Source organism: Fructobacillus cardui (assembly GCF_963580785.1).
Taxonomy (GTDB): Bacteria; Bacillota; Bacilli; order Lactobacillales; family Lactobacillaceae; genus Fructobacillus; species Fructobacillus cardui.
Genome location: NZ_CAUZLS010000001.1, coordinates 404,778 through 430,886, shown reverse-complemented (window position 1 = coordinate 430,886; position 26,109 = coordinate 404,778). Strand labels below are relative to the sequence as shown.

The 26,109-nt window shown below is 47.0% G+C and carries 24 protein-coding genes; 14 read left to right on the top strand and 10 right to left on the bottom strand.

The window, feature by feature from the left end; genetic code table 11:
* Nucleotides 1-4 precede the first annotated feature (4 nt).
* The 8 genes from AABI20_RS02035 to AABI20_RS02000 form a co-directional block, all read right to left on the bottom strand.
* Nucleotides 5-547: a hypothetical protein gene (locus AABI20_RS02035; protein WP_338346638.1), complete on the bottom strand. Its 543-nt coding sequence runs from the start codon at nt 545-547 to the stop codon at nt 5-7.
* A gap of 11 nt (nt 548-558) precedes the next feature.
* Complete coding sequence (locus AABI20_RS02030) at nt 559-1,071, bottom strand: shikimate kinase (RefSeq protein WP_047975496.1); 513 nt, start codon at nt 1,069-1,071, stop codon at nt 559-561.
* Entirely contained in the window at nt 1,068-1,925 is an 858-nt protein-coding gene (locus AABI20_RS02025; protein WP_338346636.1) for a prephenate dehydrogenase, read from the bottom strand. Before AABI20_RS02025 ends, AABI20_RS02030 begins: the two co-directional genes overlap by 4 nt.
* A 5-nt stretch (nt 1,926-1,930) precedes the next feature.
* A complete protein-coding gene (gene aroA, locus AABI20_RS02020; protein WP_288845859.1) occupies nt 1,931-3,217 on the bottom strand; it encodes a 3-phosphoshikimate 1-carboxyvinyltransferase in 1,287 nt (428 codons plus the stop codon).
* Between the two features lie 9 nt (nt 3,218-3,226).
* Nucleotides 3,227-4,396, bottom strand: a complete 1,170-nt coding sequence (aroC, locus tag AABI20_RS02015; protein WP_047975499.1) for a chorismate synthase — start codon at nt 4,394-4,396, stop codon at nt 3,227-3,229.
* 93 nt (nt 4,397-4,489) lie between these two features.
* A complete protein-coding gene (locus AABI20_RS02010) occupies nt 4,490-5,926 on the bottom strand; it encodes an MFS transporter (RefSeq protein WP_047975500.1) in 1,437 nt (478 codons plus the stop codon).
* A 12-nt stretch (nt 5,927-5,938) separates the two neighbouring features.
* Nucleotides 5,939-6,691, bottom strand: a complete 753-nt coding sequence (aroD, locus tag AABI20_RS02005) for a type I 3-dehydroquinate dehydratase (protein WP_047975501.1) — start codon at nt 6,689-6,691, stop codon at nt 5,939-5,941.
* Nucleotides 6,688-7,566, bottom strand: coding sequence for a shikimate dehydrogenase (locus AABI20_RS02000; protein WP_338346632.1), 879 nt, complete (start codon nt 7,564-7,566; stop codon nt 6,688-6,690). The genes aroD and AABI20_RS02000 overlap by 4 nt, the downstream gene beginning before the upstream one ends.
* An 883-nt stretch (nt 7,567-8,449) precedes the next feature.
* Between AABI20_RS02000 and AABI20_RS01995 the strand changes: the two genes are divergently transcribed.
* The 7 genes from AABI20_RS01995 to trpA are packed head-to-tail and all read left to right on the top strand — an operon-like array spanning nt 8,450 to nt 15,168.
* Nucleotides 8,450-9,976 carry an anthranilate synthase component I family protein gene (locus AABI20_RS01995; protein WP_288845863.1) on the top strand — a complete coding sequence of 509 codons (1,527 nt, stop codon included), beginning with the start codon at nt 8,450-8,452 and terminating at the stop codon, nt 9,974-9,976.
* Nucleotides 9,960-10,559, top strand: coding sequence for an anthranilate synthase component II (locus AABI20_RS01990; RefSeq protein ID WP_288845864.1), 600 nt, complete (start codon nt 9,960-9,962; stop codon nt 10,557-10,559). Before AABI20_RS01995 ends, AABI20_RS01990 begins: the two co-directional genes overlap by 17 nt.
* Nucleotides 10,552-11,565, top strand: a complete 1,014-nt coding sequence (gene trpD / locus AABI20_RS01985; protein WP_338346629.1) for an anthranilate phosphoribosyltransferase — start codon at nt 10,552-10,554, stop codon at nt 11,563-11,565. The genes AABI20_RS01990 and trpD overlap by 8 nt, the downstream gene beginning before the upstream one ends.
* On the top strand, nt 11,562-12,359 hold the full coding sequence (gene trpC / locus AABI20_RS01980; protein WP_338345504.1) for an indole-3-glycerol phosphate synthase TrpC: 798 nt from the start codon (nt 11,562-11,564) through the stop codon (nt 12,357-12,359). Before trpD ends, trpC begins: the two co-directional genes overlap by 4 nt.
* Nucleotides 12,346-13,173, top strand: a complete 828-nt coding sequence (locus tag AABI20_RS01975) for a phosphoribosylanthranilate isomerase (protein WP_338346627.1) — start codon at nt 12,346-12,348, stop codon at nt 13,171-13,173. The genes trpC and AABI20_RS01975 overlap by 14 nt, the downstream gene beginning before the upstream one ends.
* Nucleotides 13,173-14,381 carry a tryptophan synthase subunit beta gene (gene trpB, locus AABI20_RS01970; RefSeq protein WP_338346625.1) on the top strand — a complete coding sequence of 403 codons (1,209 nt, stop codon included), beginning with the start codon at nt 13,173-13,175 and terminating at the stop codon, nt 14,379-14,381. Before AABI20_RS01975 ends, trpB begins: the two co-directional genes overlap by 1 nt.
* Nucleotides 14,374-15,168: a tryptophan synthase subunit alpha gene (trpA, locus tag AABI20_RS01965; protein ID WP_288845870.1), complete on the top strand. Its 795-nt coding sequence runs from the start codon at nt 14,374-14,376 to the stop codon at nt 15,166-15,168. Before trpB ends, trpA begins: the two co-directional genes overlap by 8 nt.
* 66 nt (nt 15,169-15,234) lie before the next feature.
* Here the strand turns inward: trpA and AABI20_RS01960 are convergent, their stop codons facing one another.
* Nucleotides 15,235-15,975, bottom strand: a complete 741-nt coding sequence (locus AABI20_RS01960) for a sulfite exporter TauE/SafE family protein (RefSeq protein WP_338346622.1) — start codon at nt 15,973-15,975, stop codon at nt 15,235-15,237.
* Nucleotides 15,976-16,667: 692 nt separating this feature from the next.
* Nucleotides 16,668-17,186: an NUDIX domain-containing protein gene (locus AABI20_RS01955; protein WP_047975378.1), complete on the bottom strand. Its 519-nt coding sequence runs from the start codon at nt 17,184-17,186 to the stop codon at nt 16,668-16,670.
* 170 nt (nt 17,187-17,356) lie between these two features.
* Here AABI20_RS01955 and tgt point away from each other — a divergent pair, with 170 nt between their 5' ends.
* From tgt to AABI20_RS01920, 7 genes are all read left to right on the top strand, one after another.
* Nucleotides 17,357-18,574: a tRNA guanosine(34) transglycosylase Tgt gene (tgt, locus tag AABI20_RS01950; RefSeq protein WP_047975377.1), complete on the top strand. Its 1,218-nt coding sequence runs from the start codon at nt 17,357-17,359 to the stop codon at nt 18,572-18,574.
* Between the two features lie 47 nt (nt 18,575-18,621).
* Nucleotides 18,622-18,969 carry a preprotein translocase subunit YajC gene (yajC, locus tag AABI20_RS01945; RefSeq protein ID WP_338346620.1) on the top strand — a complete coding sequence of 116 codons (348 nt, stop codon included), beginning with the start codon at nt 18,622-18,624 and terminating at the stop codon, nt 18,967-18,969.
* A 142-nt stretch (nt 18,970-19,111) separates the two neighbouring features.
* Nucleotides 19,112-20,845 carry an ABC transporter ATP-binding protein gene (locus AABI20_RS01940; protein WP_338346666.1) on the top strand — a complete coding sequence of 578 codons (1,734 nt, stop codon included), beginning with the start codon at nt 19,112-19,114 and terminating at the stop codon, nt 20,843-20,845.
* Nucleotides 20,838-22,610 (top strand): ABC transporter ATP-binding protein, encoded by a 1,773-nt coding sequence (locus AABI20_RS01935; RefSeq protein ID WP_338346618.1) that lies wholly within the window; start codon nt 20,838-20,840, stop codon nt 22,608-22,610. Before AABI20_RS01940 ends, AABI20_RS01935 begins: the two co-directional genes overlap by 8 nt.
* Before the next feature lie 119 nt (nt 22,611-22,729).
* Nucleotides 22,730-23,959 (top strand): glycosyltransferase family 4 protein, encoded by a 1,230-nt coding sequence (locus AABI20_RS01930; protein WP_288845872.1) that lies wholly within the window; start codon nt 22,730-22,732, stop codon nt 23,957-23,959.
* Nucleotide 23,960: 1 nt separating this feature from the next.
* Nucleotides 23,961-25,040 (top strand): LTA glycolipid anchor biosynthesis glycosyltransferase, IagA/BgsA family, encoded by a 1,080-nt coding sequence (locus AABI20_RS01925; RefSeq protein ID WP_047975372.1) that lies wholly within the window; start codon nt 23,961-23,963, stop codon nt 25,038-25,040.
* A 10-nt stretch (nt 25,041-25,050) separates the two neighbouring features.
* The gene (locus AABI20_RS01920) at nt 25,051-26,106 is read left to right on the top strand and encodes a lysylphosphatidylglycerol synthase transmembrane domain-containing protein (protein ID WP_047975371.1); all 1,056 of its coding nucleotides are present in this window, start codon (nt 25,051-25,053) and stop codon (nt 26,104-26,106) included.
* Nucleotides 26,107-26,109 lie beyond the last annotated feature (3 nt).

Genomic DNA, 26,109 nt, shown 5'->3' with positions numbered 1-26,109 from the left:
CTTTTTATTTGATTTGATAAAGGCACCAGACCATCTCGGGGTGGTATTCCTTGATGATGGTCAATGAATCGTGGGGGAGGAAGGACTGCTTACTGAAGATGGCGTATTGGTAGTTGCCTTCCTCAAAGGCTGTCTGTGCGAGCGGCTTGCTGGGTACAAAGTCAACGGCCAGATTTTGGTGACTATCAATCATGTATTGATGAATCAGCTCCGTCGTTGCCGGATGGAGGATGGCTTTTTTGTTTTTCAACGCTTGGTTTTCCGTTAACAACATCGGCATAGTTGGCAAAGCAAAGGTCGTCTGAATCGTCAGGTGGTCGAGGTAGCGGTAGTTGTTTCTTGTCCAACTGTCACCATCGTCCGATTGGTAGGCGGTTGGGACCAAAAAATAATCACCGGTAAAGTCAGTCAGATGCTGGTAGACGTCCTCAAAGTTGTCATGCAGGGTAATCGTGCGGCCCCGATAGTCAGGGTCCTCATCTTGCAGGTGCTTTGCGGCTTTATAGCTGTCGGTTGTTTTTGGTCCTAGGGTATGAATAGTAGCCATCGTCAATCCTCCTAAATGCTGACGTTGATTGTATGAATAATTTCTTCGGCGATTTCAGCCGGTTGTTTGCCATCGACGGTAATGATTTCACTGGCAATTTTTTCGTAAATTGGCTGGCGCGTCTGCTTGAGTTCTAGCAGGCCGTCCATCCCCAGTTGCTGGAAGAGTGGACGACTAGCGACACCATCGGCCAAGAGGCGGGTGGTAATGGTTTGGTCACTGGCATCCAAAAAGATAACGGGGCCATCCTGATTTTTCAGTAGGTCCTGGTTGCTGACCTGAACCGGGGTACCACCTCCAGTTGACAGAATGCCTTCCAAACTCAGTGCCTCGGCTAAGACTTTTTGTTCGAGTTGGCGAAACTGAGCCTCACCGAACTGTTCGAAGTAGGCGGGGATGGTCAGGCCCGCAGCTTGCTCAATCAGGGTATCGAGATCGTTATTTGGTAAGGTCAACTGTTGGCTGAGTTCTTGGGCAACGGTAGTTTTGCCGGAACCCATGAAGCCAATTAAGGTAATTCTCATCTCTTTTCCTCCAATCTTAGGCGGGCCTCGTTGGCGGCCTGTAGTTGATCATGAATACTGTTTTGGTCATCAACCGCAATGGCGGTCCGTAACCTGGTTAGTTGCTTTTGAAATTGATCAATTTGTGCTAATAAATCAGCGCGTTCGCTCGTGAAAATAGCGGTCCACATGTCAGGATCTGCCTTGGCAATCCGCGTGGTGTCTAAGAGGCCACCGGAAGGAATGCCGGGGTCGATGACCATATCGTCCACTTCAGGAATAATGGTATTGGTCAGGGCAAAGGCGACCATGTGGGGCAGGTGGCTCGTGGCTGAAACGAGTTGGTCGTGTTGCTTGGCAGTCAGAGAGCTAAAGTGAAGCTGACCAGGGGCCAAGAGCGCCTGATATTCCTTGATGGCTGCTGGGCTGGCGTTACCATTCACTAAGAAGAAACTATGGTTGGCAAAGAGGTCTAGCCGACTATTCTTGCTTCCTGTTAGGTGGGAACCAGCCATCGGGTGGCCGCCTAAGAATTGAACACCACGGTTCATGAGTGGCTCAGCGGCAGCTAGGATGGTTTCCTTGCTGCTGCCGACATCGGTCACGAGGACACCTGATTTTAAATCAAGCCCTGCCAACTGGCGTAGGCTTGAGCAGATGCCGGAAACGGGTGTGGCTAGGATGATTAAATCAGCCTGCTTGGCCCCCGTTTCAAAGTCGACGGCCGAAGCAACAACGCCATCGTCCACCATCGTGGTGATATTTTCTTGTTTTGGATCAAAAGCAATAATGGTTGTGGCCGGGTTAGCGGCTTTGATGATCCTGGCCATGGTGGCCCCAATTAGCCCTAACCCGTTGATAAAGACAGTTTTCAATTTGATCAACTCCTTAATCGTTGCAAGTCAGCTAAAAAGCTGGGGTAAGAAATATTAACGGCATTAAAGTCTCGAATCGTCACGTCCTCTGGAACCAGTAAGGAAGCAATTTTGAGGGTCATTGCAATTCGGTGGTCTTGGTGGCTGTCCAAATCAGTGTTTTGCACTTGCCAACTCTTGTGGCCATCAATCACGAAGCCATCAGGTAATTCCTCGATAGCAATGCCGAGCTTCCGGAATTCTTCTGCCACGACCGCTAGTCGGTCAGATTCCTTGAAGCGTAATTCTTCAGCGCCGGTAATGCGGCTGACACCATCCGCTCTGGCCGCTAAGAGGGCTAAGAGGGGCACTTCATCAACAAGGGCGGGGATTTCTTCAGCACCAATTTCAAAGGGCTTGAGTGCCGAGGCCGTGATGGTAATATCGGCAGATGGTTCCGTTTCCTCGTTGGCCTGGGGGCGTTCTTGAATGGACAGTTGGGCACCCATTTGCTGTAGAACTGAGAGAATACCGGTACGCGTTTGATTAATTCCAACATTTTCAATCGTGATGGAAGAACCAGGCACAATCGCACCCGCAACCAGCCAGAAGGCGGCAGAGGAAATATCACCAGGAACGGTGACGTGTTGGGCGATCAGAGGATGGCCAGGGTGAATGGTAATTTTGTGGTCCTCACGGTCAATGCTGGCCGGGCTAAAGGCAGCCAACATCCGTTCCGTATGGTCTCTTGAAGCCGTTGGTTCCTCAATCACGGTATTGCCCGTTGCTTGAAGAGCGGCGAGGATGATGGCACTTTTGACTTGGGCACTGGCAACTGGCAGGCGGTAATGAATCTCGTGGAGAGAGCGACCGAAGACCGTTAATGGCAGGTGGTTTTCAGTGCTGGTAAAATCAGCTCCCATCTGGCTGAGTGGGTCGGTGACCCGGGCCATTGGTCGCTTGGAAAGTGAAGCATCCCCCACCAACGTTGAATCAAAGTCCTGACCCGCCAAGAGCCCGGTAATCAACCGAGTTGACGTACCGGAATTGCCCATGTCCAGAGGCTGGTTGCTTTGAGTCAGTCCCTTTAAACCAACACCGGTGACCACGACCTGGCCGTCTCGTTCATCAATTTTGACCCCCAAATCCTTGAAGGCCTGCATCGTAGACAGGCAGTCAGCTGATTTCAAAAAATTATCAATCGTTGTTACACCCGTGCTAATCGCCGCAAAGATAATGCTACGGTGGGAGATACTCTTGTCACCGGGAACGGTGATGTGTCCGGTTAATTTTGTTCGATTTTGTTCTGCCATGATTTATCCTTAGAAATTCTTGAGTTCACGACGGTAGTCTGCCATTTGCTTTTGCAAGCGGGCGAGGTTGCTGCCATCGAAAGTATCGGTAATTGCTTTGGCCAATTCGATAGCAATCACGCTTTCAATCACAATTGAGGCGGGCACAATTGCGGTGGTATCGGAGCGTTCCACCGTAGCCTTTTTGACTTCCTTACTATTGATGTCGGCACTTTGCAATGGCTTGTACAGCGTTGGAATGGGCTTCATCGCGGCTTTAACAATCACGGGCATGCCGTTGGTCATCCCACCTTCAAACCCGCCCAGGTGGTCGGAATTACGGGAAAAGCCTTGACCTTCTTGCCAGTCAATTTCGTCCATGACCTGGCTGCCGGGGTGCTCGGCATTTTCAAAGCCATCACCGATTTCAACACCCTTCATGGCATTGACACCCATTACGGCTGCTGCGAGCTTGGCATCTAATTTTGTATCCCAGGAAACATAGGATCCTAAGCCGGCTGGCACGTTTTCAGCCACCACTCGGATGACACCACCCAAAGTATCGCCATTGCGCTTCGCCGTATCAATTAATTCATGAATGGCTGTTACCTGGGTCTCTTCGGTGAGACGCAAGTTGTTTTGACCAATCAACTTTTCAATTTGGTCAACATCCGTGGGTTGGTTACCCTCGGCATGGATGCCACCAATGGCTTCCACGTAGCCGACAATCTTGATATCTAGGGCTTGCAAGACCTGCTTGCAGATATTACCGATAGCAACCCGCATGGCTGTTTCACGGGCTGATGACCGTTCCAAAACATTGCGCATGTCGCGGTGACCATATTTCATCCCACCGACCAAATCGGCATGGCCGGGACGGGGACGACTAACGGACCGCAGGGTGTTTTCAGGCGTTTCCTCTGAGGTGGGATTCATGATTTCAGACCATTGCTTATGGTCGCGGTTTTTAACCGTTAAGGCAATTGGGGAACCGAGCGTCTTGCCGTGACGGACACCACCAGTGATAATGACCTGATCGTGCTCAATTTTTTGCCGGTTACCACGGCCGTAGCCACCCTGACGGGCAGCCAAGGCGGCGTTAATCTCATCGATATCGAGTTTTAGACCAGCGGGGATGCCTGTCAAGATTCCTGAAAGTTCCGGTCCGTGTGATTCGCCAGCGGTTAAGTATGTGAGCATAATGTTTTTCCTTTTCTATTTCTGGATGGGGTCTGGAGAGTAGTTGTTGCGGAGGTGGCGAATGATGGAAAGCGATTTGCCACTACCTCGTTCTTATTTCAGTGATGCCTGGTACTTGCGGGAATTATCCATAATGGTTTGGATAATGTCTTGATTATAAGCCACCAGGTCCTTATTTTTGGTTTTCTTGGCAACATTGTCGAGAACCTGCCGCTCGCGGTCGAGGTCTTTGATGGCAATTTGGCCATTTTGCTTGAACTTATGCACATCATCAACAGCGGCGAAGCGTTGTTCGAGGAGGTCAATCAATTGTGCATCGATGTGGTTAATGTCTTCCCGTGCGTCGGCTAAAGAGGTGTTGGCCCGCTTTTCCCTTGGCAATGCCCAGAACATAATCACGGCGACTGCTAGGCCAACCAAGGCGACCAGAATGTCACCGGCCATGATGTTCATGCTTGGGTTCTTCACAATCAGTCCGGTAATGATTGGCACTGAGAAGGAAGCTAGGGAGCCGAAGATAAAGAAGAGACCCGTTAACATGCCCTTGTGCTTTGGGTAGATTGATAAGAGGGTGTTCAAGGCGATTTGCATCAAACCACCCGCAGCGCTCAAACCAAAGAGGAAGGTGGCGATGGCCGAAACCGTTTCGTTGGTACTCAAGGTAATCGTGGTGATAGCCAGTAATGAGACGGCATTTAATGTGAGGAAGAGCTCTTTTTTAATGGTCAGGCGCTTTAGTAAGACTACGACGATGATCACGCCACTGATGGAACCAAGGCTGTAAAGGGAAAGGAGGAAGTGAGCCATGGCGGCCGTGAAATCAATTTTCTTAGCAAAGATGGTAATCCATTGGGTAAACCAAATCATGACGGCCATTGAGGTGTAGCCGTAGACAAAGAGGCCAGCAGTCAAGGCTGATTTTTTAGCAAAGCCAAGCTTGAGGCCGGACGTTTCTGCAACAGCGGCCGTTTCCTTGGCGTCCTTCACGTTAATCGTGAGAACGTTGGCGAGGTTGACCAGCAAAATCGCGGCTGGAACCAAGAATGAAAGGCCGAACCAAAGCTTTTGCTCGGTTAAGAAGAGAACGATTAGTGGCAAGATGAATTCGCCGACAGAAATGAAGGCCTTCAAGAGGACACTATTACTGGTTCCGTTTTGGTTGATTTCTGCCAAAAGTGGGTAGGTTGCTGAGTCGAGGGCTGAGTTGGCTACGCCGGCCAAGATGGCTAAGCCGTAGGCCAGGGCAATCGATTGGTTCAACGGTGTTGCCACGAAAAAAATCAGGTATGTAATCATCCCGATTAAGAGGGTTGTCTTGCGGCCAAAGCGGTCAGAGATAAAGCCCATAATCAGGTAGGCGATGAGACGGCCGATACCAATTCCGGAAAGGATAAAGGAGGCCACTGTTAATGTGGATTGCCAGTGATGGGCCAGGGTGACTAGGTTTTGGGTCAGAATAATCATGCCAAAGCCGTGGACTAAGTAGTTGGTGAAGAGGCCGGCTTTGAGACGAAGGCGGGAAGTTTGCATAACGATTTCTCCTTAGAGTAGCTGAAAGATTTGACGAATTTGAGCGATTGTGAGCTGACCGGGTGCTGACCCGCTGGCTTCATCGAGGCTGGCGAAGGTAATCGCTGACCCGCTTAGTTGACCGGCGATCCGACTGATTTTACCAAGGTCACCCATGGCCATTGTGACGATGGGGATGGCTAGGCTTTCCTGAGCGGTTTGACTGGCGGTTAAGAGGCGTAAGACATCAGCCTTGGCGGTTGGCATAACAGCAATCTTAGCCATGTCCGCCTTCAAGTTGGCCATTTTTTCGAATTGATTTTGTAAAAAGGCGTTGGTTGGGGTTGATTGGAAGTTGTGGTAACTAGCGATGACCTGAAGGTTTTGATTATGGATGGCTTGGATGGCCTTTTCAACCATTTTTTGGTCGTGGTCAACTTCGACATCAATCAGGTCAAAATCACTTTGAGCAAGTTTAGCTAAGAGGTCGCCGTAAGCTGCTTCTTCAAGTGGCATGGCACCGCCCTCACCCTGTGTTCGAAAGGTGGCGATAATGGGGAGGTCACCCAAGCCGGTCGTTAGGGCGGCTCGGATATCTTTTAAATCCTTTAATTCTGGGGTGTGGTCGAGGTGGTCAATCCGCCATTCGACTAAATCAGGTTGGCTTTCCTTGATGGCTGGTAGTTGCGCCTTCAGCTCATCTAGGTTAGCGGCGACAATGGGGAGGGCAATAGCACTTTGGTCGTTTTCCCCGATGATGATATTGTGACAGGTCAGTGTTTTCATTGATGGTTCTTCTCCTCAATTGCCGCTTGGACGAGGTCGATTGGCATGTCTTGGCCGGTCCAAAGTTTGAAGGCGGCTGCGCCTTGTTCAATCATCATCCCCAAGCCGTTGTAAACGTGGTCGACGCCGGCATTCTTGGCAATGGTCATGAGCTTGGTTTCTCTTGGAGCGTAAACTGTGTCGTAAACGACCAGATCCTTTTTGAACCAGGTTGGGTCTTCGACCAGGCTTTGGTCTTCCAATGGTTTCATGCCAACGCCGGTGGCATCACAGAAGATGTCTGCCCAAGCGAGGGCTTCTTTTAAAGCGGCTTGATCAGCAAGGTCTGTTAAGCTGGCCTGGCAATTGGTTTTCTCATTGATGATGTCAACGGTTTCTTTTGCGTGGTCGAACCGGCCGTCGTGACGGTTGAAAATCCTGATTTCGCTGAGGCTATCGAGTGCAGACTGAGTCGCAATGGGTGTTCCAGCACCACCGGCACCAATCAAGACCATCTTTTTTCCAGCAACTTCATGGCCCTTTTTCTTTAAATCAGTGACGAAGCCGACGCCGTCAGTGGTGTAACCGGTTAAGACGCCGTTATCGTTGACCACAGTGTTGACGGCTTGGTTGAGCTCGGCTGAAATATCGAGCTTGTCGAGGTAGGGGATGATGGCCTGCTTATTGGGCATTGAGACGTTGGAACCGCGCATGTCTAAGGTGCGGATAGCAGCGACACCATTCTTGAGCTTCTCGGTTGGGACATCAAAAGCCAGGTAAACGAAGTTTAGGTTCAAGGCCTCAAAGGCGGTGTTGTGCATGGTTGGTGACATGGAGTGGCGGATGGGGTAGGCCATCAAGCCAATTAAGTAAGTGTGTCCATCAATTCTTGTCATGTGATTCTTCCTTTCTGATTTAAATAAAAAAGCCGGCTAGGTAAAGACCTAGTCGGCTGATTGCTCACAGTGAGAAAGAAAAGATTCCATCATGATTGCCATCGATTACCGACTAGGTGTTACATCTAGTCGGCCAACACAAAGATGACTTTATTACCTAGATGCGTACGCTTGAGCACGTCCGCATCGAGAATTGGACGTGCTATCTAAAGTAATAAAAGCCATAATAACGACTCATCATTTGTGCTGATGGTTTTTTCATTGTTGGAATCCCTTTCCGTTAAGTTGCTTTAATTAAAACATAAGAAATTTGTTTTTGCAAGAGTTATTATCATCTTTTTCTCATTTTATTCTTTTTTCGTTCATTTTGTGTGGTGCCTAAATAATAGACTATATAAGAAGAAATGTTTGGATATCAGTTGCTCTTTCTTGGATTAAGTTATTTTTTAAATCAAAAAAATGAAAATAATCCTCATTTTTTCTTGACAGTTTTTCATTTTATGATTAAACTGAGGGCAATTAAATAGTTCGTCCATAAAAACCAATGATGTGGAGATCAAGATTGTTGTGCACGCTAAGAGAGTCGCCGATGCTGGGAAGGCGATGGAACGCAGGCAGTTAAATGGACCACGGAGGGTTCTTCTGAAAGAGTAGTTGCTCAAGTATGGGGAAACGTCAGGCATACGTCAGTTGTCGGGGATATGTTGGTATCTCGCTAAGGAGGGGCTGGAAACTTTTTTCGTCGGCTTTTTTTGTCGAAGAAATCAGTTTTTTTAGTCTAATTAAGGTGGCACCGCGGAAAAAATCCGTCCTTAACAAAGCATAAATTGCGTTGTTATGGGCGGATTTTTTAGTTGAAAAAACGAAACGAGGTGACCAAGAGTTGAATCAGACAGACCTAAAGCAATATGGCCAAGAATATCCCTTCCTGCCAGTGATTGTTAGCAAGAAAATAAGCAATTTTGACCCAGTGGTGCTCATGCAGGAGTTGGGGACAACTCAGAATCAAACGATGATCTTTCAACGTGAGGGTGTGACGACTTTCTTCCTTTCGCTTGAGCAAACGATTACCTGCCGTGATGGCCAAATTCAAGTGACGAGCGCAGCTGGTCAAGTTGAAACCAAGCAGGGCGACCCAATTGCCTTCTTAAATCAGCTTTATCAACAGTACAAAATTCCGAAGGTGACTGATACCATCCCCTTTGTAGCAGGGTTAATTGGCTACTTCGCCTATGATTTTGTTCGCTACCATCCCGATGTGCACTTAACACCGGCCCAAGATGATTTTGGCTTAGCAGATTTCGAATTATTTTTGCCAAAGGTAGTCGCCAATTACCGGCACGATACCAAGGAGCTGATTTTAAGCCAAATGGTGGCGTCCGACCGTATTGAGGCTGACTTTGAAAAGGTCCAACAAATATTAAATGATTTGGCGGAGCAGGCTGGTGAAATCATGGACCGTGTTCAGAACAATGAGTTAGCAGCTGCCAAGCAGGAAAACCAGGATGGCTTCAACCATGAGTCGCTTGAGGGCGATGAGATTGAAGGCCAGCCCACACTAACTTTTACCAATCAATTTACCCAGGCCGCCTTTAGTGACCGGGTGCAGATAACGAAAGAACACATCCATGCAGGTGATATCTTTCAGCTGATTTTATCCAATCCTTACCTGGCTAAAACGCATAACCAGCAACTCCTACCAGGTGTCTTTACCAGGCTTCAGAATGGCCCACAATCGCCTTACCAGTTCTACTTTCATAACGGTGACTACCAGGCAACCGGCGCTTCACCGGAAACATTGATTAAGAAGACCGGTGACCGGTTGTTCTCGTATCCGCTAGCGGGTACTAGGCGACGGGGGAAAACAACAGAGGAGGACCACTTCTTTGCCCAGGAATTGCAGCATAGCGAAAAGGAACTCGCAGAGCATAATATGCTCGTTGATCTGGGGCGAAACGACTTGGGCCGGGTTAGCCAATTTGGCACGGTCGCTGTTACAAAGCTGCGTCACTTGCTTTACTTTCCAAATGTGATGCACCTTGGTTCGACAATCGAAAGCCAAGCCCAGGCTGATTTAACCCCTGTCGATATTTTAGCAGCGACCTTGCCGGCCGGCACGTTATCGGGGGCACCTAAGATTTCGGCCATGCAGATAATCAATCAGTTGGAGGACCGCAAGCGGGGCATTTACGGTGGTGGCATCGGCACAATCGGTTTTGATGGCGACCTCGATATCTGCATTGGCATTCGTTTAGCTTATCAAAAGGATCAAAACCTTGTCGTCCATGCTGGGGCTGGGATTGTTGCCGACAGTAGTCCAGAAGAAGAATATCGTGAATTTGAAAATAAAAGCCGGTTGATGTTGGACTTGGTCACAAAGGAGGCGGCGGCTGATGCTATTACTAATTGATAATTATGACAGCTTTACTTATAACCTCTACCAAGAAATTGGCAAGTTGACCAAGCAGACCATCAAGGTGGTGAAAAATGATCAGGTAAGCATTGAGGACCTGGACGAGCCAACGTTGACTGGATTAATCTTATCGCCGGGACCGGGTCGGCCAAATCAGGCTGGGAACCTCAATACCGTTTTGGCAGCTGCCATCGGGCGAGTGCCCGTTCTCGGTGTTTGCCTTGGCCACCAAGCAATTGGCGAGGTCTATGGGGCCAAGATTGTTACGGCCCCTCTCATGCACGGGAAGACGAGTTTGATTCACCAGCAGGGCAATCAGTCAGCAGGTATTTTAGCCAGTTGTCCGACAACGTTTACGGTTGGCCGCTACCATTCCTTGATGATTGATCCGGCCACCATTCCCAATCACTTAGCCGTGACCGCACAGGCCGATGATGGCACTATCCAAGCGGTTGCCGATGAAGAGAACCACGTTTACGGGGTTGAATTTCACCCCGAATCAATTATGACGGACCAAGCGGCCGCCAAACAAATTTTTACTAATTTCTTAGCTTATACGGGAGAGAAGAACCATGATTAAAACAGTCATTCAAAAAGTTAGCCGACAGCAAAACTTAACGTTCGAGGAAGCGGCCGAAGTCATCAGCGAAATCATGACCGGCCAGGCCGAAAAGATTCAGATTGCCGCCCTTTTGACGGCCTTAACGGCAAAGGGTGAAACGGCCGATGAAATTGCTGGGGCTGCCCAAGCAATGCGCCAAGCGGCCTTAGAATTTCCTAAGCAGCCGGCGGGCTTGGACATTGTTGGTACCGGTGGTGACCACTCCAATTCCTTTAATATTTCGTCAACGGCGGGTTTGGTCATCGCCAGTCTGGGTTATGACGTGGTCAAGCATGGTAACCGAGCTGCATCCTCAAAAAGTGGTGCTGCCGATGTCTTAGAGTCCCTCGGTTTCCCCATTAACCAGGAGGTTGACCAGGCCGAACAAATGCTAAAGGACAATCACTTTACCTTTCTTTTTGCTCAAAAGTACCATCAAGCGATGAAGTATGTGGCTCCAGTTCGTCGTGGCTTGGGCATTCGGACCATCTTTAACGTCTTGGGACCATTGGCCAATCCAGCCGAACCCAAGAAAATGGTTTTGGGCGTTTATGATGGGGCATTGTTAGAACCAATGGCGCAGGTTTTGCATCAGCTCGGTGTCCAGTCGGCCAACATTTTGTATGGAACGGACGGTCTCGATGAAGCTTCCATTTCTGCGCCAACCAAGTTAGTGCAATTGCGGGGCGACAATATTCAGTTCCAAACAATTACTCCTGAGGAATTCGGTTTGAAGCGGGCAACCAAAGAAGAGATTGTTGGTGGGACGGCGCAGGAGAATGCGGCTATTACCCGAGCCATCTTGTCTGGTGAAGAACGGGGGGCCAAGCGCGATATCGTTGTCTTAAATGCAGCCATTGGTCTGAATGCCGTCAACCCAGCCATTACGATTAAAGAGGGTGTGAAATTAGCCCAGGAGGCCCTCGATGATGGTCGGGTGGCCGAATTGCTGGCAACTTTAACCGCTGCGGAGGCAGTTGAATGATTCTAGATGATTTAGTGGCCGCTACCAAAAGCCGGCTAGTAAAAGAAAAGGAAGCGGTGCCGGTAGCTGATTTGAAAACGCAGGCGGAAGCCTTGCCGGTGGCTGACCCGCAGGACGTTTACGACCGTTTTTTAGCACCGGGGATTCACGTGATTGCCGAGGTTAAGAAAGCCTCGCCTTCCAAGGGCGTGATTGCAGCTGATTTTCCTTACCAAGAAATTGCCCAAACCTATGATCAAGCCGGCGCAACGGCCATTTCGGTCCTAACCGAGCCGGATTACTTTTTGGGCAAATTAGACTATTTGGCTGAGATTGTGCCAGCGGTGACCAGCCCCGTATTGCGGAAAGACTTTGTTATCGACCCCTATATGATCTATCAGGCCAGGGTCGCGGGCGCAAAAATTATTCTGTTGATTGTGGCGATTTTGTCACCAGAGGATTTGGAAGCTTATTTGAACCTGGCTGAAAGCCTGGGACTGGCGGTGTTAGTCGAGGCACACGACGAGGATGAAATCAGACAGGCGCTGGCCGTCGGTGCCAAGATGATTGGGGTTAATAACCGTAATTTAAAGGATTTTACCGTTTCCTTTGATAACAGCCAACGACTCTTTGATTTGGTGCCTGATTCCGTTGCCTTTATTGCCGAAAGTGGCGTGAAAAAGCCGGAAGATATCGTCCACTTGCAATCCTTAGGAATTAATGGTGTGCTCATCGGGGAGGCCTTGATGAAGTCGGCTAACCCGAAAGCCTTTATTGAAGCAGGATTGGGGGAGCAGGCCCATGACCAAGATTAAAATTTGTGGTTTGATGACTAAGGACGAGGCATTGATGGCCAACGAGGCGCGCCCTGATTTGGCGGGGGTGGTCTTTGCTCCCGGTCGCCATCAGGTTATGGCAGAGGAAGCTTTAGTAGTGCGCAAGGCGCTGGATAAGCGAATTCCCCTGGTCGGCGTGTTCGTTGCTGAACCGGTCGAAACGATTTTGAAGTTAGTTGAAACGGGGACGATTCAAATGATTCAGCTGCATGGTCAGCGGCCAATCGTCGAAGTACGGCGGTTACGGGTGGCCGGCGTTCCAATTATTCAAGCTTTGGTCGGGGATGGTGCCATTGACCAGGCTAAGGATTGGCAAAATCAGCTTCGGCTGCGTCGGCTCAAAGAGCAGGATAGCGGTTTGGAAAAGCATCAAGATAGTGATTCGGCTTTAGCCAATTTTAGTGGCCGTTTGGTCGAACAGGCAGCCAGTGATCCGGTTTTAGCCAATTTTAGTAGCCGTTTGGACGAAAAGTCAGCCAGTAATTTCCCTTTAGCAAACTTTAATGGCAGTTCGGACGAACACCCAGGTAGTAATCTCGACCTAGTTGATTTTTTAATGGTTGATGCTGGTGCTGGGTCTGGTCAACGATTAGATTGGCAGCGGTTAACCGGTTTGTCACCGACTCATTTATTTGTGGCCGGCGGGATTCAACCCAATAATCTAAGCGATTTATTGCAGATTTATCAGCCTGATTTCGTTGATGTGAGTTCTGGGGCGGAGACAAAGGGACACAAAGACTTAAACAAGATTGTGGTACTGGTAGCCATTGCCCATCAAGAGGAGAGAAAGTAATGGAAACAGAATATAAGACAAAGAAACAAGCCGGTCGGTTCTTAGAGTATGGTGGCCAATATGTGCCGGAAACTCTGATGAATGAGTTGAATAAGATGGCCGATGTTTACCAGGAAGCGAAGGCCAATCCTGATTTTCAGGCGGAATTGGCTGACCTACTGGCTAATTACGCCAACCGTCCATCGCTGCTGTACTATGCCAAAAACATGACGGAAGACCTTGGTGGCGCCCAAATTTATTTCAAACGCGAGGACCTGAACCACACGGGGGCCCATAAGATTAATAACGTGATTGGCCAAGCACTATTAGCCAAGAAGATGGGCAAGAAACGCTTGATTGCCGAAACTGGTGCCGGTCAACACGGGGTAGCTACGGCAACGATTGCCGCCTTGTTTGGCCTAGAATGTGAAGTCTTTATGGGAAAGGAAGACACGGACCGCCAGCGGTTGAACGTTTATCGAATGGAACTCCTTGGGGCTAAGGTTCATGCCGTGACTTCCGGATCAATGGTCTTGAAGGATGCGATTAATGCCGCTCTGCAGGACTTTGCTGCCCGACTTGAGGACACATTTTATGTAATGGGCTCTGCAACCGGCCCCCATCCTTATCCGGAGATGGTGCGTGATTTTCAAAGTGTTATCAGCCAGGAATCCAAGCAACAAATTCAGGACCAATTGGGACGCTTGCCCGATAAGGTCATTGCTTGTGTTGGCGGCGGTTCTAATGCCATCGGTAGTTTTGCCCATTACATCGACCATCCCGAGGTGGACTTGATTGGGGTGGAAGCAGCCGGCAAGGGCGTTGATACTGATTTGACGGCGGCAACCATTGAAAAGGGCCGGTTGGGTGTCTTTCACGGCATGAAGTCGCTCTTTTTGCAAAATGACAGTGGCCAAATTAATCCGGTTTATTCGATTTCGGCTGGATTAGATTATCCAGGAGTTGGGCCAGAACATGCCGCATTGGCGGCCGAACACCGGGCCCGATATGTTGGTATCACCGATGATGAGGCCGTGGCTGCCTTTGAGTACATTGCCAAGCAAGAGGGAATTATTGCCGCGATTGAAAGCTGCCATGCTGTGGCCTACGTGCAAAAATTAGCGCCAACATTGCCAAAAGACCAGGTCATTGTCTGCACATTATCTGGCCGAGGCGACAAGGATGTGGCCGCGATTGCCAAGTACCGGGGGGTTGAAATTTATGAGTAAAATTAGTCAAAGCTTTAAAAACCATAAGAACTTTATTGCCTTCGTTACCGCTAATGATCCAGACATGGAAACGACTGTTAACAATGTTGTAGCCTTGGCGGAAGGTGGCGCTGACGTAGTTGAAATTGGGATTCCTTTTTCCGACCCAGTCGCCGATGGTCCCGTTATTCAGGCGGCCGATTTACGGGCTCTGCGTGACCCTAATTTACCGATTGAATCAATTTTTGCAGCCGTGAAGGAAATTCGGCGGCGAACAGCAGTGCCGCTGGTCTTCTTGGTCTACCTAAACGTTGTCCTCCAGTATGGCTATGAGCGTTTTACTGCCGATTGTGAAAAATTCGGTGTTGATGGCCTGATTATCCCCGATTTACCTTATGAAGAACGGGGAGAATTGGCTCCCTTTACTGACAAGCATGGCTTGGACTTGATGCCACTGATTACGGTGACGTCTTGTGAGCGGATTCCAATGATTGCCAAAGAGGCGACCGGCTTTATCTACCTGGTTTCTTCTTTGGGGGTGACGGGCACTCGTAAGTCCTTTGCTTCTAATTTAGCGCAGGTCGTTGGGCAAATTAAGGCGGTCACGGATGTCCCAGTTGCCATTGGCTTTGGTGTCCATACTGCCGACCAGGCGCAAGCAATGGCGGAATTGGCCGATGGGGTCATTATTGGGTCCGCATGTGTCCAGATTGTGGCCGACGATGGTCAAAATGCACCGGCAAAGTTACAGGCATACGCTGAGGAAATCCGTGCTGCCGTTGATGGCGTAACGGTCGAAGAGGCCTGATTTTAATCTAAAAAAATAGGATGATTGCGATTGTTGCGATCATCCTATTTTATTGATAACTAATTTTTAAAAAAATAAACGAATGCCAAAGTACATAATGACGAAGCCGATAAAGGGCGACAAGAATTTGTTAATCTTTTTGGGATCGAATTGTTTCAAAACAAGTGGGGTTAGAATCGAACCAGCGACGCCACCAATCATTAAGTAGAGACCAGCTGTCCAAGAAATGGGGCCGCCGCTTAATAAGTGACTAACAAGGCCGACAACAGCCAAGACCCACAAAACATAAGTCGTGGTACCAGCAGCCTTAACCGCGGGAACATTCATAATCGAAAGACCCGCCACGGTGGCCGATCCACCTGATAGGCCACCAAATCCAACCATGAGTCCGGAAATCAGTCCGAAGAGTGGGGCAACTTTGCTATTTTCGTTGGCCTTTTCATTTTCCTTTTTCTTGCGGAAATTTTTAATGACGACAATCAGGCCCATTCCTGTCAGCAAGATTCCAATGCCAATATTATAAACGGCAACGGGAATGAACCGAGAGACGGCGGTACCGATGATAATGCCTGGAATCCCGGCAATAATCAACCGATTACCAAGCTTACTTTCGATATTTTTTAACCGCCACTGTGTTACCATGCCTGAAAAGAGGGCGAAGACGGCAATTAAAAGCGAGGTTGGGACGGCGACGACTGTTGACATGCCTAAAGTCGAGGTTAAGACACCAAGGTAAAAAGTGGCACCTCCGCCACCAATCAAGGTAACGAAGCAACCAATTAGGAAACCATAGAAAATTGCAATCATGAAAAAAACCAGCTTTCAAATAAAATATTCAGCAAAACCCGTAAGGGATTGCGAAAGTTCGAGGTACAAACCTTCAATCAGAATGACACTAATTAATAGTAGTCTACCAGTCTTTAACAAAAAATGCAGGGCAGGAGGTACTTGAAAGAAAAAAATTGAGGACATCATCAAAAAAATACGGAGGATACCAGCACCAAAAATGTGCAGGAAATTTTAGTATCAAAAAAGGACTGGGATTTTCCAGTCCAAAAGTTGGCTAGTAGCTTGGTGGCAGCGAAAGAATTAATGCAAAGGTAAACAGGGTGGAATAAGAAATGAATTTTTTTTCGGGAAACGTGCTAGAAATATAGTTAGGAACTCATTGATTACACGAAAGAATCCTGTTTACCAAATGTCGAACAATAGAAGTAGGAATTAAGACAAGTATTCATATAAGGATACTGCCACCAGGTTCCTAGCACCTAAATTATATCATGATTTTAAAATAATAATCATTATTTTAAAATATTATACAAATATACCAACGTTAATTAAAATAAATCAAAGAATACTTTTAAATATTTGAGAATGATGGTATTAAGGTTGACCCGGGAATCAAGCGCGCCGGGGGATGATTTGCTCAGGTTTTGATTCATTTGCAGTTTAGGGAATGAATAAACAATTTTTGTCGAAAGGGTAAAATAAAAAAGGCCTCAGGCCTTTTTGTTTGAAACAGATTCACGTAACCAAGGTTGGTCGCTTGCCTCATTTTCAGTCAAAACACGTTCGAGTGTTTCCGCCGCAGCGGGAACAAACATTTCTGGTCTTGGGTTAACCGGAATAAAGTTGGCGGCCAAGGTTTCGTCACCATCGACAACCAAATCGGATGCGCTAGCACCAGGAACCAAGCGAACCTCAAAGCCCATTGACAAGGTCTCTTGGGCATCGCCCCAGGAATTTTTATCTGTGACGTGGCTGGCAACGCCTAAAAGGCGAACCACTTCGACATCGAGGTTGGTTTCTTCTTTAAATTCACGGACAACGGCCTGCATTGGTGACTCGCCGTATTCCAAGAAACCACCGGGGAAACCATAACCCTTCTCTGAATCGCCACGCTTTTCTAGCAGGATGGCATCGTGGGTCTCATTCCAAAGAACCCCCCAGGCAGAAGGGAAAATCATGCCTTCGTGACCAACCTTTGCTCGCATCCGAGCGATATAATTTTGTTCCATTCGATAACCAACTTTCTTATTTTAGCTTTAAGTCAATTTCACAATAGTATCATAACACTCAATTATGATGTTTTGCGGGCCGCTTTTTCAGACTATTTTGCTTGTCAGTCGTTTCCAAGATGGACCGTGTTATAATGGGCATAGTGAAAATTTTTTGAAGCAGGTGAAATATGACACAGCAAAAGGGTGCCGTTTGGTACGAACACCTTCATACTGAAAAACATACCGGTGCACGTCGTGGCCGGTTACATACTCCTCATGGAACCTTTGAAACCCCAATGTTTATGCCGGTTGGGACTCAGGGTGCCGTTAAGGGCGTCAACAATCGAACACTGAAGGAAATTGGCTCACAGTTTATCTTGGCCAATACCTACCACTTGTGGGTTCGACCCGGCGATGAGTTAATTGCCGAGGCCGGTGGTTTACACAAGTATATGGACTGGGATCAGGCCATCTTGACGGATTCTGGTGGCTTTCAGGTCTTCTCGTTGTCCGATTCACGAAAATTGAGTGAAGAGGGAGCAACCTTTCGCAACCACGTGAACGGCGACAAGATGTTTTTGTCGCCAGAAGTGGCCATGCGCATTCAGAATAATTTGGGTTCTGATGTCATGATGCAACTGGATGAAGCCATTCCCTATTTTGAAACCTATGAGTATATCCGCGATTCGATGCAGCGATCATTGCGCTGGGCGGACCGGGCACAACAGTATCACAAGAAGACCGATACTCAGGCTTTGTTTGGAATTGTCCAGGGAGCAGGTTTCCGCGATTTGCGGACTGAATCCGCTAAGGAATTAGTCAAGATGGATTTGCCAGGCTATGCCGTTGGTGGTTTATCTGTTGGTGAATCAAAGAAGGAAATGAACCGGGTTTTGGACTTTACTATGCCAATCTTACCCGAGGACAAGCCCCGATATTTGATGGGCGTGGCCGCTCCTGATTCCTTGATTGACTCTGTGATTCGCGGGGTGGACATGTTTGACTGTGTCTTGCCAACGCGAGTTGGTCGTAAGGGAACACTGATGACCAAGCGTGGTCGGGTGGTGATCAAGAATTCAAAGTACAAGAATGACTTTTCACCCATCGATTCTGATTTGGAATACTATTCAAAGAATCCAATTCGAACAAATCAGTTTGGCAACCTAGCGCAATATGATTTGCCATCTTATAGTCCCTATCAAAACCTTTCCAGGTCTTACTTGCACCATCTCTTTAATGCGAATGAGTTGCTGGGCGCTCAGATTGCCTCTGAGCACAACCTGCGCTACTTGTTGAACTTAATGGAAGAGATGCGGACTGCCATTGAAGAAGACCGACTTTTGGAATTCCGCGAGCAGGTCTTAGAAGATTATGGTTATAACAAAGCCAACGCGCGTTTGTTCTAAAAATTTGTTACAATAGTTTAAACAAAAATAAATTAAAGGAAGTTCTTATGCAAAGTTTCATTTTCCCTCTATTAATTATCGTTGTCATGCTCTGGTGGATGTCACGGACAAGCAAGAAACAGCAACAACGCCAACAAGAAATGCGTAGCAACATGAAGCCAGGTGCTAAGGTTATCACCATTGGTGGCTTGCATGCTGTTGTTGATGCTGTCAACGAAGAAGCAAAGACTGTTGATTTGGACGCCGAAGGCGTTATTTTGACTTTTGAAGCAACTGCTATCCGGACTGTTAAACCTGAAGAAGAAGCTAAGACTGAAGAAGTAAAGTCTGCTGAAGAAGCAGCGAAGGCTGACGATACCATTGCTGAAGAAGCTAAGGACGAAGCCAAAGATTAAGACATGACTTGTTTTGTTTGACGCAAACAAACAGTCGTCTTAGACCCTCCCAAACAATTCGGGAGGGTCTTTTTACCAGTAAAGAGGGACAAAAATTCCAAGGAATACTGATTTGCCCCAGAAACGTGATGAGGAAGAATTGATGCATTTACTATTACATTATGCCAAGCCTTACTGGAAGCAAATCGCCTGCGCTGTTTTAGCAGTCGTGACAATGGCAACGGCAACATTATTGCAGCCGCAGTTTTTAAAGCGGATGTTATCGGCCATCATTGCTGATAATTCGCAGGCTGTCCTCCATAATGGGGTCTGGTTGTTGGCTTTGGCAATTGTTGGCATGGTTGCCGGGGTTTCCGGAACCTTTTTTGCTTCCCGAGTTTCTCAAAGTGTTGCGGCTGATTTACGACGCGCTGAATACGAAAAAATTCAGTCGTTTTCTTTGACGCAGATTCAAAAGTTTTCATCTGCTAACTTGGTGATTCGGTTAACCAATGATATTAACCAGGTTCAACGCTTTGCCATGCAGTTGATGCAAATTATTTTACGCGTGCCAATCCTGTTTGCCGGTGGTTTGGTATTAGCCATCTGGACCATGCCTGGTTTATGGTGGGTCATTGTTTTGATGATTATCTTAATCATGCTGACAACGGGACGCATTTTTGGAAAAATGGGTGGTTTGTTTGGCAAGTTCCAACATATCTTGGACAAGAACAATACCATTACTCAGGAAAGCCTTTCAGCTGTCCGTGTAGTGAAATCCTTTAACCAAGAAAAGCAAGAAGAAGATAACTTTGCAGCCAGTACTAAGGAATTGACGGATTTAAACCAAAAGATTGCTTATATCTTTTCATTAATGACGCCGGTTTATATGCTGATTTCTTATATCGCGATTGCTGCTGCTTTACTTTTGGTTTCGCAAACGATTGTGAAGAACCCCGATGAATTGGCAAAGATTACGCCTTTTATCACCTATTTAAATCAGATTTTGTTCTCATTGTTGATGATGGGGATGGTTTCGAACATGGCCTCCCGTGGTTTGGTTTCTTTGAAGCGAATTGGGGCGGTGATGGCCGAGCCAAGCACCATTAATATTCATGAAAATGCTGAAAATGGAACAGTTAAGCGTTTAAATGGGAACATTAACGTTCGTGACCTTTCTTTTGCCTATCCAAATGATGACAAGCAGGTTTTGCGCGATATTTCCTTTAATCTGCCTGCTGGCCAAACGCTTGGAATCGTTGGGTCGACGGGGTCCGGAAAGTCAACTTTGGCACTGTTGTTGGCACGCTTGTATCAGCCAAGTGCGGGTCAGATTGACATCGATGGTCAAGACTTACAAACCATCGACCAGGAAACGCTACACCAAAACCTGTCAATTGTCTTGCAAAAACCAGTCTTGTTTTCCGGCACGATTGAAGACAACTTAAAGATGGGCCGGCCAGATGCCAGTTTGGCTGATTTAGAAAAAGCGGCCGATCAGGCCCAAGCCAGTGAATTTATCAACCAATATCCTGACCGCTTTGGTCAAGAAGTTTCGGAACGCTCTTCCAACCTTTCCGGTGGGCAAAAGCAGCGGTTATCGCTGGCCAGAGCCCTGGTTAAAAATCCGAGTCTGCTAATCTTGGATGATTCAACTTCCGCCTTGGATGCCCGGTCCGAAAAGTTGGTTCAAGAGGCACTAGCTAAGGACTTTGCAACAACCACCAAGGTGATTATTGCCGAAAAGATTGCCTCAATTATCCATGCCGATCAGATTTTAGTCATGAATCAGGGGCAGATTGTTGGGGTTGGAACCCACCAAGAGCTCCTTGACCAGTCTGAAATCTACCAAGATATTTACCAAAGTCAAAAAGCAAAGGAGGACAACCATGGCTGAAATTAAAACGGCACTTGCCTACTTTGTTAAAAACTTAAAGCAATACTGGCGGGCCTTGTTCATTTCGCTGCTCTTAATTTTAGTGGCAACCTATGCACAAATTAAGGCACCGCTTTATTTGGGGGATGCTATTTCGTCCTTGACTCATTACTTGGTAGCCTCGTTAACGCCTGGGGGTCATGGATCCCTACATGATTTTTATGTGGCCGTCTTTTCCATGATTGCTTTTTATGTGTTGACCGAATTTGCCTTGCTAATTTCTGGTCTTATGACTGCAAAAATTTCGTCCGATTCAGTAGGAGTGATGCGGCGTGGTTTGTTTAGCAAGCTCCAAAAAATGCCAGTGCGCTACTTTGATACCCACCAGGACGGAAAAGTTTTATCACTCTTTACTTCTGATTTAGATAATATTTTTACGGCCATGAATAACGCCGTTTTCCAGATTTTCTCCCAAGCGCTGCTTTTTGCTGGTGTAATTTGGATGATGTTTGCCAAATCAGCAACGATGGCGTGGGTGACATTGGCTGCAACGCCGATTGCCATTATCGGTGCCTTACTGATTGCCAAATATGCTCAGGTTCAAATTAACCACCAACAGGCGGCAACGGCTGACATGAACGGTTATATTAATGAACAGCTAGCAGGACAAACAGTTCTATTAACGGAAGGCCGCCAAGCGGATTCGATTGAAAAGTTCGAACCATTTAATAATCAGGTTCGAGTAGCGAGCCAAAAGGGCCAGTTCTATTCCGGCCTGTTAAATCCCTTGATGCAGGGGTTCTCCTTGCTCAACTTAGCAATTGTAATTTTCTTTGGTTCTTGGTTAGTGCTGCATAATGGCATGGATAAGGCCTCTGGGTTGGCCTTAGTTGTTGTCTTTGTTAACTACTCACAACAACTGTTCCAACCAATTACCTCATTGACGACCATCTATAACGCCTTACAACTAGCTGTAACGGGTGCCAACCGGATTACGGAGGTTGAAAAGGAAGACGATGAGGTCAATACAGGGACAAAGATTGCTGGTCCGCTCAAGAACGAGATTGCCTTAAAGCATGTTGATTTTGCCTATAATCCAGACCGACAAATTTTGAAGGACGTTTCCATTACGGTTAAGAAGGGGCAGATGGTTGCTTTGGTGGGACCAACGGGTTCAGGTAAGACGACTGTGATGAACCTGTTAAATCGGTTCTATGACCTGTCGGGTGGTGAAATCACCTATGATGGCACAAAGCTACAAGACTTTGACCTTTATTCCTTGCGTGACCGCGTTGGGATTGTTTTGCAGGAATCAGTTGTCTTTTCCAAGTCAATCATGGATAATATCCGCTATGGTCGGCCGGATGCAAGCTTAGAAGAAGTGCAAGAAGCTGCCAAACAGGCACGCATCCACGACTTTATCATGTCCTTACCAGACCAATACGATACACAAATTTCCCCTGAAAAAGACCTCTTCTCTAGTGGGCAAAAGCAGCTTCTTTCAATTGCTCGAACAATCTTGACGGATCCTGATCTGCTAATCTTAGATGAAGCAACGTCAAACGTCGATACGGTCACTGAAGCAAAGATTCAAGAAGCCATGGATAACGTTATGGCCAACCGCACATCCTTTGTGATTGCTCACCGTCTGAAGACGATTTTATCCGCTGATCAAATTGTCGTTTTGAAGGATGGCCAAGTCATTGAACGTGGTTCTCACGAAGAATTGGTCAAGGAAAATGGCTTCTACGCCGAACTGTATACTAACCAAATGGTCTTTGAATAGGACCTTTAGCGGTCTGAAATCATTTATTCTTTCTGGGGCAGAATTTGGAACGACCCCATCGAGATGGTATACTAAAAGTACTATGCCCAAGGGCAAAGCAACGAGCAATGGAGATTCCTATGAAAATTGGCTTATTTACGGATACTTATTTTCCACAGGTTTCCGGTGTCGCCACCTCAATTCAAACCTTAAAAAATGCTTTGGAGGCCCAGGGTCACCAAGTTTATATTTTTACGACCACAGACCCTAAGGTTGACAAGCATACACCAGAAGAAGGGATTTATCGTTTTTCATCGATGCCCTATTTTGGTTTCAAGGATCGTCGTTTGACTTTTCGTGGTTTGATTCAAGCCGTTGAAATTGCCCGAGACTTAGGTTTAGAAATTGTGCATACGCAAACGGAATTTTCACTGGGCTTAATTGGCAAATATGTGGCTCGACGGTTAAAGATTCCGGTTATTCATACTTACCACACGCAATATGAAGATTACACACATTATGTTGCCAAAGGGATGTTAATCCGGCCCGGTGCGGTTGGCCATATCGTAAAGGCCTACCTGAAGGGAATGGAGGGCGTGATTGCCCCTTCTGAGAGGGTGAAAGAAAGCCTGCTTAGTTATGGTGTGACGATTCCAATTCCAGTGATTCCAACCGGTGTGGCGATTCCAAAGCGAGAAGCTCACCACGATATTCGTCAGCAGTACGGCTTGGCTGAAAATCAGCCGGTGATTCTGTCTTTGGGACGGTTAGCCTTTGAAAAAAATGTGGCTTTAACGATTTCCGCCTTTTCGGAACTTTTGCAAACGATTCCGGATGCGAAGCTCATGATTGCCGGTGATGGCCCAGCCAAAAAATCTCTAGAAGAACAGGTTGAGGACATGTGCTTGCAGGATGCCATTATTTTTACGGGGATGATTAATCATGACCAAGTCGGTGACTACTATCGAATGGCCAACGTTTTCGTTTCCTCATCAGATAGTGAGACACAAGGACTGACCTTTATTGAAGCCTTGGCTGCTGACCGGCCTTTTGTAGCTGTTCGTTCACCTTATTTGGAAGAGGTGGTGACCAACAAGGCGATTGGAACGTTGATTGACGATTACGATGAATTTCTAGCCGCTACTTTATACTATTTACAACATTCTGATACAGCCGCCGATGACCAAATTCGAGCAGCAGCGGTAAAAAATGTTGATGCGACAACCTTTGCGAACCGAGTCTTAAACTTTTACGACCAGGTTTTGCAAGATTACCACCATGATGACGATGATGACGATTCAGACCAGTTAACGGATGAAGAAGTCGGTTATATCAAACGTCTCTTACGCAACCCCTTTAGGAGAAGCTAACTTGAAGGTTCTGTTATATTTTGAAAACCAAAAATTAATTGCCAAATCAGGCATTGGTCGGGCCATGCGCTTGCAACAAGAGGCATTGGCACCGATTGATGATGTCGAGGTGACGACTGACCCCAAGTGTACGGACTATGATATTTTGCATATCAACACTTATGGCGTGAAATCGATGTATATGGTCAAAAAGGCTCACAAAATGGGGAAAAAAGTGGTTTACCACGCCCATTCAACCTACGAAGACTTTCGTAATTCATTCTTTGCCTCAAATTTGTTTGCTCCCTTGTATAAGAAGTACTTGGTGGCGCTTTATGGCCAAGCCGATGCTTTGATTACGCCAACGCCATATTCAAAATCGCTTTTGGAAAATTACGGTCTCACGCAACCAATTTACCCTGTTTCAAATGGGATTCGTTTGAGTAAATATGCAAATGACCCCCAAAAAATTCAGGCTTACAAGGATTACTTTAATATCCAGCCAGGCCAGAAAGTTGTGATGTCTGTCGGCCTGTTCTTTGAGCGCAAGGGGATTTTCGATTTTGTTGAATTAGCCAAGCGTCACCCAGAAATTACCTTTGTTTGGTTTGGTCATACCAACCCCACCATCTTGCCACGTAAGATTCGCCGGGTTGTCTTTGGTGGTGAGCATCCAAACAACCTGATTTTCCCAGGTTACTTATCGGGGGACGTGATTTTAGGAGCCTTTGCTGGGGCTGATTTATTCTTGTATCCATCCTACGAAGAAACAGAAGGAATCGTCGTCTTAGAAGCCCTGGCCTCTAAGCAACGCCTCTTGGTTCGTGATATTCCGGTTTATGATTCTTGGCTGAAAGACGGTGTTAATAGCTATAAGGCAGAAGACTTAGAAGACTTTGACCGCCAAATGGTTGCCATTTTAGCCGGTGAAAAATCAGATTTGACCCAGGCTGGCTTCCAAGTTGCACAAGAAAGAGATTTAAACCGAGTTGGAGAAATTCTTGCTGAGGTTTATCAAGCGGTTTTAGAGAATCGCGCCTTGTCATTTAACGCTGACCAGGACGGGGCGCTTGTGCCAGCTTGGTCGACGAATCGGTCCTAGGAGATTCTTGATGGACGTTTTAAAATCCAAAAAAAACCAATTATCGGCCTTACTAGTCCTTTTGTTAACAGGTCTAACCATCTATTACTTGACACGGGAACTAAGTGGCCGCGAAAAGCAATTAGAGGCAGCTCTGAAAGTCTTGGACTGGCATTTTCTCGTTCTCGCGCTGTTAACGATGGTTCTTTCGCTTGTTTTAGAAGCCCTGGCTACTCGGTCATTGCTTAGTCCAGTTGATCGAAAAAACACGACTTGGGGCACTTTAATCCGTGTACCATTACTTAATCAATTAGGAATCGGATTAACACCCTTTGCTTCCGGTGGACAACCAGCTCAGTTATATGCGTTAACGAGAGGAAAAATCGAAGGTAGTCGGGCTTTGTCCGTGATTTTAATGAAGTTTTTGGTTTATCAAATTGTGGTCGTTTTGTTCTTTATTGTCGGCTATGTAGCCGCCGATTCTTTCATCTACAAAAATGTTGACCCAACCTTTGCCACCTTCATTCCTTTTGCCATCGCCATCCATGCTGTTGTGATTATTGGCCTGCTCTTGGTGATGTTTTGGCCAAAGCTGTCTTTGAAGGTTGTTGAATGGTCTGGCCGTGCTGCACAAAAGTTTATGAGTGCTAGTCGGGTTAAAAAATTAGTTGACACGGCGGAAGATAAGGTCAATAATTTCCATCAGGAGTCAAAACGTGTTGCCCGCTCAGCTAAGTCGCTCCTTGTGGCAACGCTCTGGACAGCCCTGCAGTTAATTGCCTTTTACCTTGTGCCATACTTTGTTATCCGGGCCTTTGGTTATGGCTCCGTTAACCCCTGGCTAATTTTAACAATGAACATTATGATTGTGATGGTCATTTCGTTATTTCCAATTCCAGGCGGTGTTGGGGGAGCAGAGTTGTCCTTTCAACTTCTCTTTACGCCTTTCGTTAAGAACCCAGCAACTTTAGTCTTGGTTATCTTAATTTGGCGAATCATTACCTATTACTTCTGTCTCTTTGCTGGTATTTTAGCCTATGTAATTCCGAATAAGGAACAACGGTTGGCAAAGCAACAAAAGGGGTGACAA

Bases quoted from the DNA above. Each gene is read 5' to 3' on its own strand.
- AABI20_RS02035 (WP_338346638.1), bottom strand. From the start codon at position 547: ATGGCTACTATTCATACCCTAGGACCAAAAACAACCGACAGCTATAAA.
- AABI20_RS02030 (WP_047975496.1), bottom strand. From the start codon at position 1,071: ATGAGAATTACCTTAATTGGCTTCATGGGTTCCGGCAAAACTACCGTT.
- aroA (WP_288845859.1), bottom strand. From the start codon at position 3,217: ATGGCAGAACAAAATCGAACAAAATTAACCGGACACATCACCGTTCCC.
- aroC (WP_047975499.1), bottom strand. From the start codon at position 4,396: ATGCTCACATACTTAACCGCTGGCGAATCACACGGACCGGAACTTTCA.
- AABI20_RS02010 (WP_047975500.1), bottom strand. From the start codon at position 5,926: ATGCAAACTTCCCGCCTTCGTCTCAAAGCCGGCCTCTTCACCAACTAC.
- aroD (WP_047975501.1), bottom strand. From the start codon at position 6,691: ATGAAAACACTGACCTGTCACAATATCATCATCGGGGAAAACGACCAA.
- AABI20_RS02000 (WP_338346632.1), bottom strand. From the start codon at position 7,566: ATGACAAGAATTGATGGACACACTTACTTAATTGGCTTGATGGCCTAC.
- AABI20_RS01990 (WP_288845864.1), top strand. From the start codon at position 9,960: ATGCTATTACTAATTGATAATTATGACAGCTTTACTTATAACCTCTAC.
- trpD (WP_338346629.1), top strand. From the start codon at position 10,552: ATGATTAAAACAGTCATTCAAAAAGTTAGCCGACAGCAAAACTTAACG.
- trpC (WP_338345504.1), top strand. From the start codon at position 11,562: ATGATTCTAGATGATTTAGTGGCCGCTACCAAAAGCCGGCTAGTAAAA.
- AABI20_RS01975 (WP_338346627.1), top strand. From the start codon at position 12,346: ATGACCAAGATTAAAATTTGTGGTTTGATGACTAAGGACGAGGCATTG.
- trpB (WP_338346625.1), top strand. From the start codon at position 13,173: ATGGAAACAGAATATAAGACAAAGAAACAAGCCGGTCGGTTCTTAGAG.
- trpA (WP_288845870.1), top strand. From the start codon at position 14,374: ATGAGTAAAATTAGTCAAAGCTTTAAAAACCATAAGAACTTTATTGCC.
- AABI20_RS01960 (WP_338346622.1), bottom strand. From the start codon at position 15,975: ATGATTGCAATTTTCTATGGTTTCCTAATTGGTTGCTTCGTTACCTTG.
- AABI20_RS01955 (WP_047975378.1), bottom strand. From the start codon at position 17,186: ATGGAACAAAATTATATCGCTCGGATGCGAGCAAAGGTTGGTCACGAA.
- tgt (WP_047975377.1), top strand. From the start codon at position 17,357: ATGACACAGCAAAAGGGTGCCGTTTGGTACGAACACCTTCATACTGAA.
- yajC (WP_338346620.1), top strand. From the start codon at position 18,622: ATGCAAAGTTTCATTTTCCCTCTATTAATTATCGTTGTCATGCTCTGG.
- AABI20_RS01940 (WP_338346666.1), top strand. From the start codon at position 19,112: ATGCATTTACTATTACATTATGCCAAGCCTTACTGGAAGCAAATCGCC.
- AABI20_RS01935 (WP_338346618.1), top strand. From the start codon at position 20,838: ATGGCTGAAATTAAAACGGCACTTGCCTACTTTGTTAAAAACTTAAAG.
- AABI20_RS01930 (WP_288845872.1), top strand. From the start codon at position 22,730: ATGAAAATTGGCTTATTTACGGATACTTATTTTCCACAGGTTTCCGGT.
- AABI20_RS01920 (WP_047975371.1), top strand. From the start codon at position 25,051: ATGGACGTTTTAAAATCCAAAAAAAACCAATTATCGGCCTTACTAGTC.